This window comes from Propionimicrobium lymphophilum DSM 4903 (assembly GCF_000423485.1).
Classification (GTDB): Bacteria; Actinomycetota; Actinomycetes; order Propionibacteriales; family Propionibacteriaceae; genus Propionimicrobium; species Propionimicrobium lymphophilum.
The window spans coordinates 12,210-26,006 of sequence record NZ_AUIB01000008.1; the positions used below are offsets into that span (position 1 = coordinate 12,210).

The following is a 13,797-nucleotide window of genomic DNA, read 5'->3' on the forward strand; positions in this document are numbered from 1 at the left end:
AATTCCTAAGCGAGCTAGCCCAAATTGATTAGCGACACTGGTCACAATCTCTAATGAGACTATTTAGTCTCGACGAGTGGGCTTGAGGAGATGGCGAAAACGCTTAAAGTGCGAGAGTCTTCGGCGCCTTTTCTCACCTTTAAATCTCGTCTTTCAATGGGTAACGCTTCAGCGGTATTCTGCTAGAAAACACCTCGGAGGTATCGATGAATCAGCTGCCATTATTTGGTCACGGCAGGCACTTGCTATCTACCCAACAGTTCAACGACGAAAATCTGAGCAATCTTTTTGCCCTGGCGGATGCAGTCGATCCGATCGCTGCCGGCGAAGCGGTTTGCACGGTCCTTGACGGTGCAATCCTTGGCTCGTTGTTCTTCGAGCCCAGCACGCGAACTCGCCTAAGCTTTGAGTCCGCATTCCTCAGGCTCGGCGGCGAAGTAACGACCACTACCGGGTTCACCTTCTCGTCAATGGCTAAGGGGGAGTCGATTCACGACACCGCTCGAGTAGTTTCCGGATATTCCGATGTGTTGGTCGTTCGCCACCCGGATGAGGGCTCTGTACAAGAATTCGCCAACGCTTCGCTTGTTCCAGTTGTTAACGCTGGAGACGGGGCAGGGGAGCACCCAAGCCAGGCGCTTCTTGACGTTTACACCCTCAGCCGTGAGCTGAAGAAGCGCGATCTCGGCGTCGATAGCAGGACCATCGCGATCATTGGCGACCTGAAATACGGCAGGACCGTTCACTCTCTGATGAAGCTGCTCAGCTTGCACAAGGGCCTCACCTTCAAGGTGTACAGCCCGTCCAGCCTCGAACTGCCCGAGCCGATTGCTGAATACGCTAGAGCGCGCGGCCATGAGGTAGTTGATTGCGACAGCGTCATTGAAGCCGTATCCGGTTCGGATGTTGTTTACTGCACACGTGTCCAGCGCGAGCGCATGACCGACGAGGTTAAGCGTGGCGACAAATTCCGCGGCAGGCTGCTGGACAAGCAGATGCTCCGCGAAGCAGACGCGCTCGACATCATCATCATGCACCCGCTGCCAAGGGATTCGCGTTCGGCAAGCTTCGACCTGTCTGACGACGTCGATGACCTGCCTGGCCTGTCTATCTTCCGTCAGACCGACAATGGCCTACGAATCAGGATGGCAATCTTCCTGACCGTTCTGGGGTGCTCCGTGGACTCGGTGAAGGCCACGCTTAAGCAGCGTCCGTGGCACGCGAAGCTGGATTGGGACGTAAAATAGGTTCCTCTGTTCTCTCGATCGCCTAATGTTGTAGACATGATCGATCAACAGGAGTCGTGGAAGGTAATCCGGCACACGGTTAAGGCCGAGGGCAGGGTTCAAGACTTCATCGAGGACGAGGTTGAGCTTCCCTCCGGTGGGTCAATGGTTCGTCAATACGCCGATCACCCCGGAGCGGTGAGCATCATCGCGCTGGATGACAAAGGGCGAATCGCGGTCGTCGATCAATACCGGCACCCGGTTCGGATGAGGCTGATCGAGCCCCCCGCAGGGCTGATGGACGTCGCACACGAAGATCCGCTAGTGGCTGCCAAGCGCGAGCTTGCCGAGGAAGCGATGCTTTCTGCCGGCAAGTGGTCTGTCTTGGTCGATATCTTCACTTCGCCTGGTGGTCTTGCCGAGCCCATCCGTGTCTACTTGGCCCGCGATCTCAAACCCGCGCCTCGTCCGGAAGGCTTCGTCGTGGAGGACGAAGAAGCCGAAATGAGCGTGCACTGGATAGATCTGGACGAATTAGTCGAAAACGTCTACGCGGGTAAGATCCAGAGCCCGACCATGGTCAACGGCGTGCTTAGCCTCAAGCTTGCGCTGGAACAGGGCCGCGTCGAAGATCTGCGCCCAGCCGATTCGCCTTGGCCTGCACGTGAGCGTCTGGTCGAACGCAGGTCGCAGTCTTAATGGGGCTAGACCGGCTGTTACAGGGCTATCTCGATCACGTAATCGTCGAACGAGGGCTATCTATAAACACTGTCGCCGCGTATCGCAGAGATCTAGGCAGGTACATAGACTGGCTAAAAGCTAGGGCCGTAGACGATATAGACGTCGTCGATTCAGAGACGATCAACGCGTATCAAACGCAATTGTCGACTGGAGACAGCGAGCATCCGGCACTAGCGAAATCTTCCGTCGCGAGGTCGATGGTGGCCATCAGGAACCTGCACTCTTTCGCCGCCCAGGAGGGGCTGACGAAAGAGGACGTCGGTAAGTCGATAGCCGTCCCGAAACTGGGAAAGAGGCTGCCGAAGGCGCTAGATATCGACGAGGTGCAAAGGCTGCTGGGCTCTATCGACACCTCTGAACCGCTAGGGCTCAGAGACTCTTGCCTCCTAGAACTTTTATACGGCACCGGAGCCCGAATCAGTGAGGTTCTTGATTTAGACGTAGATGACGTCACTCCTGTGCTGGAAGATCCCGATTCGGGGCTGAGGCTATTAGGCAAAGGCAGTAAACAGAGGATCGTCCCGCTTGGTTCATACGCCCGGAAAGCGCTAGATGCGTGGCTGGTTCGTGGGCGTCCCGCTCTGCTGGGAAAGGCTAGAAAATCTACTGCTGCGCTTTTCCTGAACACGCTAGGTCGCAGGCTTTCCAGGCAATCCGCTTGGGCCATCCTGCGTGAGCGTGCGGCCGGTGCTGGCATCACTAAGGAGATAAGCCCGCACAGCCTTCGGCACAGCTTCGCCACCCACCTTCTCGAAGGCGGAGCCGACATCAGGGTCGTCCAAGAACTGCTAGGTCACTCGTCGGTAACAACGACTCAGATCTACACCGAAGTGACGATCGAAAAGTTGCGTGAGGTCTATATAACCGCACACCCCAGGGCAAGGTAATGCGCCAGTTCTAAAAAGCAGACTTGTCGACTATTGTTGTTTTCGAACGATAGGAGCGTGTGATGAGCGATGAGCTCTTTGAATTGCCAGAACAAGACGAGGAAAACGTCGATTTAGCTGGCCGTCCCATTCCGGACTATCCCGAGCCTCAGCCCCCGGCCCCGGGCCCAAAGAACGCCATCGTCATCTCTATGACGAACCAAAAGGGCGGGGTCGGTAAGACCACTAGCAGCATTAATCTCGGCGCAACGATCGCAGAGACCGGACGCAAGGTGCTGCTCGTCGACTTCGACCCGCAGGGTTCTCTTTCCGTTGGGTTGGGAGTAAACCCGCACACTCTCGAACTGAGCGTGTACAACCTTTTACTCTCGGATCAATACAGCTTCGACGACGTGGTTATTCCCGACGCGGCGCCAGGCTGCGATCTGCTGCCCGCAAACATTGACCTGTCAGCCGCAGAGATCCAGCTCGTCAGCGAGGTTGCTCGCGAGTTGACGCTCAAGAGGCTGCTTTACAAGGTTCGCGATCGCTACGACTACATCATCATCGACTGCGCGCCTTCGCTCGGCCTGCTTACGGTCAACGCTTTGACGGCGTCGAATTGGGCCCTGGTGCCTCTCGAGTGCGAATTCTTCGCGCTTCGTGGCGTCGCTCTGCTCTACGACACGATCAACAAGGTGAAGGACAGGCTTAACCCCGAGCTCGATCTGCTGGGCATCCTGCCGACGATGGTGGACACCCGAACGATCCACACTAGGGAGGTCTTCGAGCGAATCATCGAGGCTTTCGGAGACAAGGTCTTCCACACCATAATCAAGCGCACCGTCAGGTTCCCGGAGACGACCGTGGCTGGCGAACCAATCACCAGCTACGCTCCCTCTTCTCCTGGAGCTGACGCATATCGCCAGCTGGCCAGGGAGGTGCTCGCACGATGCGAGTAGATCGCAGCTCGATAGCAGCTAATCTCGAGGCCAAGACTTCGGATCTGCCGGGAGCGAACGAACTCTTTCGTAAGACGATGGGCCAGCCTGCGCAGGAGCAGACCAAAAAAACGCCAGCTCCGAAGCAGCAGGACCAGGCTCGTCCGAAGCATGACGAAAAAATCACCGTCTACATCTCCAGCGAACAGCTGATGGCCTTAGAACAGGCGAGGCTGAGGCTCAAGGCGGAGTTTGGTCTTCGGGTCGATCGAGGCAAGCTGGTGCGTGCCGCAGTCGCGCTAGCGACCAACGATCTGGATGAGCGCGGTGGCGAGGCCAATGTTGTCAAGATGCTTGAGCAAGAGGGCTAGACATGGCTGCCGCCTCGGACGAACACAGCTTCGTCGACGTCGAGGGCAACCCGTTTACCGTTAGCCTGGACAATTTCGAGGGCCCCTTCGACCTCTTGCTGCAACTAATCTCGAAGCGGCGCCTAGACGTGACAGAGATCGCGCTGAGCGAAGTCACCGACGAATTCGTTGCGCATGCGAAGGCCGGGACGAAGATCTGGGATCTAGCGACGACCAGCCAGTTTCTGCTCGTTGCCGCCACGCTTCTGGACCTTAAGGCTGCTCGACTGCTGCCGAAGGGGGAAGTGGAAGACGAGGAGGACCTGGAAATTCTCGCGGCCCGCGACCTCCTGTTCGCAAGGCTCTTGCAGTATCGGGCGTACAAGGAAATTTCTAAGTGGTTCGCTTCTTCGCTAGAGGCTGCGGAGCATATTCACTACAGGCCCGGCGGGCTAGAAAGTAAATTCGCCGACGTGCTGCCGGAGGTGCAATTCCCAGGCGGACTGGAACGCTTCACAAAAGTTGCGGTGAAGGTTTTCACGCCACAGGAAATGCCGGAGATGCCGCTGAGTCAGCTGCACATCGTGCAGGTGAGCGTGCAGGAAGAGGGTACCAAGGTGGTAAAAAAGCTGCGGGCGGCGAAAACAATGACATTTCGGGCGCTATGTGCCGACGCCGACAAGCTACACACAGTGGTTAGGTTCCTTTCTTTGCTGGAGCTATTCCGTCAGAAGCAAGTGACTTTTGAACAACTAACACCTCTCGGCGAGTTGACCGTGCATTGGTCCGGAAGAGACAACGGCGAAATTCAATTCAGCGGAGAATTCGACGAAACGAGTGAAGAATGATCGAAGAAACTGAGCTTGACCGAACCCCGCAGGAGATCTCGGGAGAACTCGAGGCGATCCTGATCATGGCCACCGAGGCCCTCAGCGTCGAAGAACTAGCGCATGCAGTAAGCGCGGAGGAATCCGTCGTCAGGGAAGCCCTAGAGGCGCTTTCTGAGTTCTATAACGAAACTGGCAGGGGATTCCAGCTCCGAAATGTTGCCGGCGGTTGGCGTTACGCTACTCGTCCTGAGCACGAGGAAGTAATTAAAACTTGGATCATCGAGGGCCAGCAGAACAAACTTACGCAAGCTAGCCTCGAGACGCTCGCCGTCATCGCTTACATGCAACCCGTCTCACGGTCGAGAGTCTCCGCGGTCAGGGGAGTGAACGTTGACGGCGTGGTGCGCACGCTCATCGCTCGTGGGCTCGTCGAGCAAGAAGGAAACGACGAACAGACCGGCGCCACGATGCTCAGAACCACCGAGTATTTTCTCGAACGGCTAGGCTTGGCTAGCCTCGCAGATCTACCACCTATCGCGCCGCTGCTGCCGGATGCGAACCTGTTGGAGCAGGAACTAGCCGGGCTGGCTGGCGAACCAGAAGAAAACGCCGACGAAACGTCAGGAGAAGAAAATGAGTGATGACGACAAGATTCGGCTGCAGAAGGTGCTCGCTCAGGCGGGCGTCGCTAGCCGCAGAGCAAGTGAAGAAATGATTGCCGAGGGCCGTGTCGAGGTCAATGGCGAAATCGTGCTGCGCCAAGGTTTACGGGTAGATCCGGACAAGGACGAGATCAGGGTGGACGGCTCCCGAATTCCGACCGCGCGCAGGCATGTTTACGTCGTGTTGAACAAGCCTCGCGGCGTGGTTTCCACTATGGACGACCCCCAGGGCCGCGAGACGCTGCTCGACTACGTGGATTCGCGCACAAGGCTGTTCCATGTAGGACGTCTTGACACGGATACCGAAGGCCTGATTCTGCTCACCAATGACGGTGAGTTCACCCACCGCATGACGCACCCCAGTTACGAGGTGTCGAAAGTATACCTAGTGGAATGCGAAGGCAGGATCGAGAACCACGCGCTAAAGCGGCTGAAGAAGGGCGTAACGCTGGAAGATGGCCCCGCGCGAGCAGATAATGTGAAGCTGGTTTCGCGCACGGAATCTCGCTCCATGGTCGAGGTCACTTTGCATGAGGGCCGCAACCGAATCGTTCGCCGAATGTTCGACACGATCGGCCACCCCGTCCGCAGGTTGTCGCGCATCAAGATCGGGCCGGTCAAGCTCGGCAGGCTGAAAGTAGGCGAGAGTAGGGAACTGACCCGCAACGAACTCGGCGAGCTTTTAGACCTAGTAAAGATGTAACAGGTAATGTTTCATAGCGTGCAGAAACGTTTTGTAAAAGTTCTATCCGCTGCTGCAATCTCAGCTTTGATGCTGACTGGTTGCTCGGGCGGTAACGCAGATAACGCCGACAGCTCCGCAGCCCCTTCGGGCAGCCCGTCGGCCACCGCCTCGGTCCAGAAGAAGAAGCTCGGCTCGCTTGACGACGTCAAGGTATCGGATAACTTCGGCGAAAAGCCGACCGTCGAGGGCATCGACTACCCGGTCGAGGTAGAAGAAACGATGTCTAAGGTGATCGTCGAGGGCGACGGTGCCGAGGTACCCAACGATAACGCCACCGTCGAGGTGCACTACATGGGCATTAACGGCACCACCGGCGAGACCTTCGACGATAGTTACAACCGCGGTAGCTCCACCTATTTCCCGCTTGACGGCGTCATCAAGGGATTCCAGAAGGGCCTGGTCGGCAAGAAGGAGGGCAGCCGCGTTCTGATCGCAGCCGCCAGCTCCGACGGCTACGACCCGATGGGCATGCCGCAGGCGAAGATCAACCCCGGCGACACCTTGTTCTTCGTGGTTGATGTTGTTCGCACCGAGCAGCCGGCAGTTTCCGGCAAAATGTCCAGCCCGGCAGGCTTCCCAAAAGTTAGTGACCAGGACGGCAAGCCCGTTATTGACATAGCAGGAGTGGCTGCGCCGAAAGAGGCAGCCTCTGCGGTTCTGGTCGAAGGCAAGGGACGTGCGCTGGCAGACGGCGACATCCTGAAGTCGCATTCCGTGTGCACCACCTGGGATGGAAAGCAGTACTACAGCGACTTCGGCAACAAGGCCGTGATCGATGCCAAGGCGTCTCAACAGAAGCCGCTGGAGCCCCTCTGGCAGCAGTTGGTTGGGAAGAAGGAGGGCAGCCGCGTGCTGGTCTCTCTTCCCGGTTCTGTTGCTTACCCGAAGGGCAACCCGAATCCGCCGCTAGAGCCGAACACTTCGGTTGCTTGCGTGGTGGACATCCTCTTCACTCAGCCCATTCCTAAGCAGGGCTAAAAACGGAGTCTAAAACAGGCTTCCGGAAATGACCCAGTCGTTCCAGATCGCCTCGCTTTGGCGCCAATCGGTGCCGGCGAGGCGATCTTTTAGTTCTTTTGGCGTATTTGCCGGGGGCAGGCCGGCGGACTCGCAAAGCTTCGCGAAAAACTCCCGAGGTCCTGCCTCAAGATCTCGAAGCGTGTAACCGCCGTCGCGTTTTGCAAGCCTGTCTCCGTTTTCGTTAACGGCAAGACCAACGTGGACGTAAGTGGGCACCACGAAGCCGAGTTTTGAGGCAAGCCATGCTTGGCGGGGCGAGGAGTCGAGTAGGTCGCGGCCACGAACGACCTGGTTCACTCCGCCGAGCCCGTCGTCAACCACGGCCGCTAGGTTATATGCGGGCGTGCCGTCGGCGCGGAATAGTACAAAGTCGTCGACAACGCCGGTGACGTCTCCCGCATGGATGTCGTGGACCGTGAAAGTTGCTTGTTCGGCGCGAACGCGGATCGCTGGTTTGCGGTTCTGCCGTTTTTCGTCCCGCTGGGCTTGGGTAAGGATCGCGCACGTTCCGGGATATGGGCGGTAGTCGCCGTGCGGTGCCTGCGATGCTGCTGCGATTTCGCGTCTAGTGCAGAAACACTCGTAGGTTTCGAGCTTCGACGCCGCCTCACGGTAAACCTCGATACGTTCGGACTGGCGCCATACCGGTTCTGGCCAGCTGAGCCCGAGACTACGAAGGTCTTCGATCTGCCTGCGAGCCACGCCGGGTGCTGCCGCCACGCGCTGCTGATCCAGATCCTCCACGCGCAGCAGCATCTGGCCACCGTCAGCGTTAGCGAAGAGCCAAGCGAGCAGTGCGGTACGTAAATTACCGACGTGCAGATCAGAGGTTGGGCTAGGGGCAAAGCGACCAATGACATTCACCTATACAAGGTTAGCTGCTGTTACTTTCCTCCAACCAAAGGTCGATGCATGAGGCAGTCAGAGAATCTAAAACCGAATCTTGTAGTAACTTCACCACGGTATTGCTTTGCCCTTCGGTAGCACTATCGGTGGTGTTTCAGGAGTTCTTCTTGCCATCTTCGAGAGGATTGGTTGTTTGTAGGGCGTCGGGGAGTATCAGGTTGAATGCTTCTGAGGCTCGCTTCGATAGCCAATGGTAGGGGGATGGGTCAAGGTTGCCTTCGTTTTCGAATGCTTTGACTATGTGTTTAATTTCTTGGGTGTTGAACAAGATTTCGTATGGGGCGCTGTAGACCCATTCGCAAACGGTGATGTCTTGTGTTTCTTTGTTAAATTTTTTGTTGCTGGGTGGTACCCGGCACAGGGATCTCCAAGACCACCAGTCATTAGGATTATCGGAATACTGCACCATTACGTAACCGTTTGTGCCCCCGCCTACTCGAAGGGCTGTACCGTTTATCGTGTATTCCAAGAACTGAAGGTCTTTACCATCTAACTTATTGAGTGCACGGTACGTAAAACGAGCCTGAGGCCGATCCAAATTCCCATTCTTAACCCAAGCACGCAACCTAACACCATGAATAAAAGAAAACTCTTTAATATGCAAAAGCTCACGATCCGGCTTCGAAGAAAGCCAAGAATCAGGCAGATGGCCAGCAATCCACAATCCATACCACATCGAGAAAAACCAAATGACACCCAAGTCATATTTACGAGGAGTCGAAAAGCCGATAGCGGCAAATCCTGCGAACTGAATAAGACGTAAAATCCAAATGAAATACCATTTCTTAGTCCGGAGAAGAAAAACAGAAATAACTGTCCCAGCAAGAGTGAATAAGATGGCATCCCCAACAGATATTACAGCTCTATGCAAATTTCCAAACCAGGGAAAAATAATAAAAAAAGCAGGATAGAGAAAAGTTGTAATTATGTTTTTCAGTAAGTCTACAGGCTCTATTTTCTTATTTCGAGAGTACATTATCAATTACCCCTGTAGCTATGTCTGCACCAAAACCAATTAAGGAATCATAGGCTGTGCCATACCACAAGCGTTGGGTGTTTGGTGCCGAGAAATTTGTAATCCCTTTGAGCGTACGTGGGTGAGCTATCCCGTATTGACTCATAGAATTTAATCCCCGCAATTCTATTTTGTTCGCCAACCCAGCATTTCGAGCAAAGTACTGACCTGTGTTATCAATCGCGGTTCCAATAAGTGAGGTTGTTGCTGCACGCCTAATATCTACCTGGCCCTCTGAAATATAGTCATCAACAGCGCTACCCAAAAAATCACTTCCCGTCGATAATCCAGTCGAATAAACTCTAGAACTAACACCCCCAAGATCCTTCGCCAGAGTATTTCCTGCGGGGCCAGCAAAACCACCAAGCCCATTCGCTACAGAGCCACCTGCCGCAGCACCCAGCATCCCAGACGCAGTAATCGGTGTGCCATAAATCCTACTGTTCAACAAATACGCTGCCTCCGAAGAAGCAGCACCGGATGCCGCATTAATAGAAAAACTAGTCAACAAAGCTTTCGAAGTATTGCCTGCAGCACTATTCGCCACATACGCGGCTTTACCTGCAGCAAAACCTGATTCGCCGATCAGGCCAGTAACAGCACCCACAGCGCTATCTTGGCCTACTCTTGTCCAGTCCACGTTTCCGGTGGAATACTTTTGCACTCCGATCGAGACACCTCCACTAAGCAAAGCTCCCGATGCTGCCATAAGCGCTATTCCTGCTGGTCCGCCAACCCCGGTAGCCATCAACGCCACACCACCGGCTATCGCTGCCGCAGCTGCCGGAGGAGCAGCTTTTAGTGGCGGGCTCACTATTGCTACCCAGAAAACATTTAATGGAAAAGTTAATTGGAAACAAGTCGGAGTATCAGCTCTTATCGGTGCAGCAACAGGCGGATTCGGCGGCTGGGTAAAAACAGCGTCTATGGCTGGGGAAGGCATAAAAGGAATATCAACAATATCTGGCGTTAATGCGGGAATTGGTGGAGTCACCTCTTCAGCTAGCTACGCATTATCTCCAGGGGACAAAAACACTCAAAGATACTTTGCAGCTTTGACGTCAGGAATTTTAACTGGAGCCATTTCTGGTGCTGCCGGCCCTGCCGGTGGAACAGTAGCAAAAACTGTTTTTAACAAGAAAGCTACTTCGGTTTGGGCATCGGGCTGCACTGCTGCGATAAACACTTTGGGATCAAGTGCGGGTTCTGTAACGAAAGACATTCTTTCTGGCGAAGAAATATCGCTAAACGATGCTTTATATTCCGGCGCTTCTTCTGGATTATCGTCGACACTTTTCGGGAAGATATTGCCGGACCAGCGAGGAACCACAACATTAAAACAAGCTTCACATCTTAGTGTGCGTACTTTTAAATGACTAGTCAATCCGAGCGGCCCGAATGCGAAGCGCTTGTTGCAGGGGGCTGCTGAAGGTGCTGTAATGGAAGTCGGAGCTGACAATTTAATCGAGGTTGTAAAGTAAGTGATTGAAAACAATAATTTCTTAGCTAAGGGGCTAGGGCTTCGTTCGGTTTTTACGATATGCGTTTTTGTGGCGCTAATATTTTTGCCTTTGATAAGTGGAGACATTTCTGCACTAATCGCACATTTACAAATGGCAGCTTTTTTCTTGTTTTTAATGGCAATATTGGCTCGTACTTCGAGAGCTTGGTTCGCATTTCCACTAATTTTAACGCTAGTACTAGGATTTCGCATCTCAAAATTATTTTCTCAACCCATACCACCACTTTTATGGTTGCTATCGGGGGCTGCACTATTTTTGACATGGGCAGATATCGTAGTTTCTCATAATAAAAAAGGTTTAGCCATTTTTGCAAAAAAAATACATACTAAAAAGTTGGTCTCAAAGAAAGAAATTGTCAGGTTTCATCTGTTTTCGTGGGTGATGCTTTTAGTGCTTGCATCTTTATATGCGATTGCGCTTCCTTTAACGAGCAATCAGTCAATCAAAACGTTGTTAGCGTTTATCTTATTCGGCTCCATCGTTGGAAGCTTATTAAGTTTTATGTGTGGGAAGTATAGGTGGTTGATTGTATTATTTATTGCTCCAGCGTTCATAAGTTTAACCATTCGCAATCCTTCGGCAATCATTGTTATTTTATTTTGCTGGCTTTCGGGGTACATTGTTTCATGTCTCATTGAAGGCGTTCCCGGCTTGCCGATTCGCAAAGCTTCCTAGGTGTTTTAAAATTTTTATTATTCATTCAAGCCTGAGCGCATAGATTTGTATGCCGCGACTATTTCGGTAATCAATTAGGCCTCTTTCTAGATCTAGTTTAACAACAAAAATATAGCCATCTTGGCAATTATTTAAAAAACAAACGTTCGGCTTTAATTTGAATACATTCGGGGACACCTCGGACAAGATATTTAGAATAGGAAAAAATTGCTACTTTCTTAGGCAAAGCTGAGATCAAAGATCCGCACATAACACTCGATAAAAGTATTGGTAAGCTTCCAACCTGGGCGAAGAATACCGGTAGAGGGCTCGGATGGTTGTCTGCGGGGTTAACCTATTACGACGAATATGCGGAGAGCTATAACGAGAACACGCTTAAACACCCTGAGTGGACAGAGTTTCAAAAAATGACTGCCAGTAGCATAGAAGGCTTAGGTGTTGCATGAGGCTCTGCTGTTGGTAACTGGGCTGGGGCTAGAGGCGGTGCCGCTCTTGGGGCGGCGATAGGGTCAGTTTTTCCTGGTCCCGGAACTCTTGTCGGAGGTCTTATTGGGGGACTGGTCGGAGGGTTTGTTGGAGGAAAAATTGGTGAGGTAGCTTCAGAAAAAATCGCTGAAAAGGTTAAAACTTTCTAGAAAGAAAATAAAGAAACCATTTATGCTTGATGCTTTAATAAATCCAGTAACAATCTTTCTGTTCGGCGTTGTGTTGTTGGGGTCAGGCTTTGCTGGTTACAGGGGGAAAATTAAGCGTTGGTGGGTGTATCGAGAGAATTATGTTTTCCATTCATTGCCCGCTCATGTTACTGCGGGAATAGCCTTAGTTCTTTCAGGCCCCATGTTTTATTTCCCAGATTCTTGGAACGGTCACTGGCTGGTAAAAATTCATGGTGTGACCATTTGTCTTCTTCTAGGCGTGTCTGGGATCGCAATTTTCTGGGTTCCGCGTTGGGCGTTACCTAAGTGGTATGTGGCTGATCGTGATGCTTTTCGGGCGAATAAGAGGCTTTTGGAGTATTTGTCCGATGAGCGCAAAAAATTTGAAAAGCGTCCCGCCGTTGTTGGTTTGAAAAGAAAATGGAATGATCATCAAAAACGAGTTTTATTCCGAATCGTTCAAGATTGAAACGCCATATGTGCATATCCACTATCCGGATATATTGACGCCGCTCGATCCTGCAGAAATAGACCTTTCTGGTGAAGAGAACGTAGATGCGATCCTGGCGACTGTTGAGCAGGAAGGTCTTGTCTTTAGGCCCAACATGGTTGTCACTTCCGATCCCAGCGCCTATCCACTGGTAGATGCAGCCTACGCAGCTTACGAGGCCGCTTTGGATCAGCATTCGGACGCGAGACTGCTCTCAACTGATCTCGTTCCAGTCGAGGACGAAGAAGGTACTCCTATTGGGCGAGTGTTTAGATTCGTCTATCGACGCGACAGATTCCAGGATGTGATTGTCAAAAAGTGGGTTTTCGCCACCGGCCATACGCACCTGCACTTTTCGGCTTCGTTCCTGCCCTCCCAGGCCGCCATGATCGAGGGGGCCTTCGATTGAATGGCCGATCATCTGCGGTTCAAAGCCTCCCAGGCTGAACTCGTTGCCAGCGCGGAGCGATCCACCCAGTGCAATATCCCGATTGATCCCAGAAGCCCAGAACTCGGCTTTCCTCTTGAAAACGTGGCAGGATTCAGTTCTGCGAATGTTCGAGGAGAGCGGATCTTTGGCGAAGAAGGACTTTCTACCGTCTTAGGGCAATACAAAATAAGCACAGAAAGCCCGTCGCTGGCACGAGTATTTTTAACTGGCGCTGAGCAGCGCAATATGTATACGGCGTTTCTGCTGGCGGAAGGTGTTTTTGTCATCAGATCAGCCGGTGAGAATGCCTTCAACTATGAGGCCGGAAAATACACGGCCTACATGATGACCGAAGAACAGCTGCTAGCCGATGTCTTTAACTGGATGGACGTTAAACCCGGTTTCGTGAATTCAGCTCCAGAGCGACTTTCGCTCGAAGAATACGAAGAGCGCATCGGAGCTGAAGTGCCCTGGCAAGAGGTGTTAGTTGGCTTCTTTTCTACTTCCATCAGATTTGCTCGTGATCGGGGCGGAGCGCTCTGGGAGGCAATCATGCCTCAGCCTGGGATAGTCGAAGTTTCTGAGCTCCCATCCGCCATTTTGGTTTCAGCTATTTATGACGTCCTGGAGATAGTGGTTAATGCGACAGCGGCCGAAATTAAAGAAAAGAAGAAAAAACGCCTGTTCTGGAAGGGCTAGTTTTTACTGGCCACAGAAAGTC

Annotated in this window: 17 protein-coding genes and 1 pseudogene; 14 read left to right on the forward strand and 4 right to left on the reverse strand. The window is 52.9% G+C overall.

Annotated features, from left to right (window positions below):
• The first annotated feature begins 206 nt into the window (after positions 1-206).
• The 9 genes from pyrB to G556_RS0105530 all read left to right on the forward strand — a co-directional run bounded on the left by pyrB (position 207) and on the right by G556_RS0105530 (position 7,339).
• Positions 207-1,247, forward strand: a complete 1,041-nt coding sequence (pyrB, locus tag G556_RS10355) for an aspartate carbamoyltransferase (RefSeq protein WP_036916101.1) — start codon at positions 207-209, stop codon at positions 1,245-1,247.
• Between the two features lie 36 nt (positions 1,248-1,283).
• On the forward strand, positions 1,284-1,925 hold the full coding sequence (locus G556_RS0105495) for an NUDIX domain-containing protein (protein ID WP_016455658.1): 642 nt from the start codon (positions 1,284-1,286) through the stop codon (positions 1,923-1,925).
• Positions 1,925-2,854: a site-specific tyrosine recombinase XerD gene (gene xerD / locus G556_RS0105500; RefSeq protein WP_028822043.1), complete on the forward strand. Its 930-nt coding sequence runs from the start codon at positions 1,925-1,927 to the stop codon at positions 2,852-2,854. Before G556_RS0105495 ends, xerD begins: the two co-directional genes overlap by 1 nt.
• A 62-nt stretch (positions 2,855-2,916) precedes the next feature.
• Positions 2,917-3,795, forward strand: coding sequence for a ParA family protein (locus G556_RS0105505; protein ID WP_028822044.1), 879 nt, complete (start codon positions 2,917-2,919; stop codon positions 3,793-3,795).
• Positions 3,786-4,145 (forward strand): hypothetical protein, encoded by a 360-nt coding sequence (locus G556_RS0105510; RefSeq protein ID WP_051176719.1) that lies wholly within the window; start codon positions 3,786-3,788, stop codon positions 4,143-4,145. Before G556_RS0105505 ends, G556_RS0105510 begins: the two co-directional genes overlap by 10 nt.
• Positions 4,146-4,147: 2 nt before the next feature.
• Complete coding sequence (locus G556_RS0105515; RefSeq protein ID WP_016455662.1) at positions 4,148-4,972, forward strand: segregation and condensation protein A; 825 nt, start codon at positions 4,148-4,150, stop codon at positions 4,970-4,972.
• Positions 4,969-5,595: an SMC-Scp complex subunit ScpB gene (scpB, locus tag G556_RS0105520; RefSeq protein WP_028822046.1), complete on the forward strand. Its 627-nt coding sequence runs from the start codon at positions 4,969-4,971 to the stop codon at positions 5,593-5,595. The genes G556_RS0105515 and scpB overlap by 4 nt, the downstream gene beginning before the upstream one ends.
• Complete coding sequence (locus G556_RS0105525) at positions 5,588-6,319, forward strand: pseudouridine synthase (protein ID WP_028822047.1); 732 nt, start codon at positions 5,588-5,590, stop codon at positions 6,317-6,319. The genes scpB and G556_RS0105525 overlap by 8 nt, the downstream gene beginning before the upstream one ends.
• A gap of 18 nt (positions 6,320-6,337) precedes the next feature.
• Complete coding sequence (locus tag G556_RS0105530) at positions 6,338-7,339, forward strand: FKBP-type peptidyl-prolyl cis-trans isomerase (protein WP_162139760.1); 1,002 nt, start codon at positions 6,338-6,340, stop codon at positions 7,337-7,339.
• Between the two features lie 9 nt (positions 7,340-7,348).
• On the opposite strand, the gene gluQRS is transcribed toward G556_RS0105530, so the two are convergent.
• The 4 genes from gluQRS to G556_RS11425 all read right to left on the reverse strand — a co-directional run bounded on the left by gluQRS (position 7,349) and on the right by G556_RS11425 (position 10,797).
• The gene (gene gluQRS / locus G556_RS10360) at positions 7,349-8,245 is read right to left on the reverse strand and encodes a tRNA glutamyl-Q(34) synthetase GluQRS (protein WP_081675525.1); all 897 of its coding nucleotides are present in this window, start codon (positions 8,243-8,245) and stop codon (positions 7,349-7,351) included.
• A 136-nt stretch (positions 8,246-8,381) separates the two neighbouring features.
• Positions 8,382-9,263: a hypothetical protein gene (locus tag G556_RS0105540; protein ID WP_028822049.1), complete on the reverse strand. Its 882-nt coding sequence runs from the start codon at positions 9,261-9,263 to the stop codon at positions 8,382-8,384.
• The gene (locus G556_RS0105545) at positions 9,247-10,296 is read right to left on the reverse strand and encodes a hypothetical protein (protein WP_155941752.1); all 1,050 of its coding nucleotides are present in this window, start codon (positions 10,294-10,296) and stop codon (positions 9,247-9,249) included. The genes G556_RS0105540 and G556_RS0105545 overlap by 17 nt, the downstream gene beginning before the upstream one ends.
• A gap of 42 nt (positions 10,297-10,338) precedes the next feature.
• Positions 10,339-10,797, reverse strand: a complete 459-nt coding sequence (locus G556_RS11425) for a hypothetical protein (RefSeq protein WP_155941753.1) — start codon at positions 10,795-10,797, stop codon at positions 10,339-10,341.
• Between G556_RS11425 and G556_RS11430 the strand changes: the two genes are divergently transcribed.
• The 5 genes and pseudogenes from G556_RS11430 to G556_RS0105565 all read left to right on the forward strand — a co-directional run bounded on the left by G556_RS11430 (position 10,784) and on the right by G556_RS0105565 (position 13,775).
• Positions 10,784-11,500 carry a hypothetical protein gene (locus G556_RS11430; protein ID WP_155941754.1) on the forward strand — a complete coding sequence of 239 codons (717 nt, stop codon included), beginning with the start codon at positions 10,784-10,786 and terminating at the stop codon, positions 11,498-11,500. The genes G556_RS11425 and G556_RS11430 overlap by 14 nt on opposite strands.
• A gap of 482 nt (positions 11,501-11,982) precedes the next feature.
• Positions 11,983-12,135, forward strand: a pseudogene (locus G556_RS11860) (glycine zipper domain-containing protein); the annotation flags it as partial.
• Between the two features lie 22 nt (positions 12,136-12,157).
• Complete coding sequence (locus G556_RS11440; RefSeq protein WP_155941755.1) at positions 12,158-12,625, forward strand: hypothetical protein; 468 nt, start codon at positions 12,158-12,160, stop codon at positions 12,623-12,625.
• Positions 12,582-13,055, forward strand: a complete 474-nt coding sequence (locus tag G556_RS0105560; protein WP_028822053.1) for a hypothetical protein — start codon at positions 12,582-12,584, stop codon at positions 13,053-13,055. Before G556_RS11440 ends, G556_RS0105560 begins: the two co-directional genes overlap by 44 nt.
• Complete coding sequence (locus G556_RS0105565; RefSeq protein ID WP_028822054.1) at positions 13,056-13,775, forward strand: hypothetical protein; 720 nt, start codon at positions 13,056-13,058, stop codon at positions 13,773-13,775. It begins immediately after the preceding gene.
• Positions 13,776-13,797: the final 22 nt, after the last annotated feature.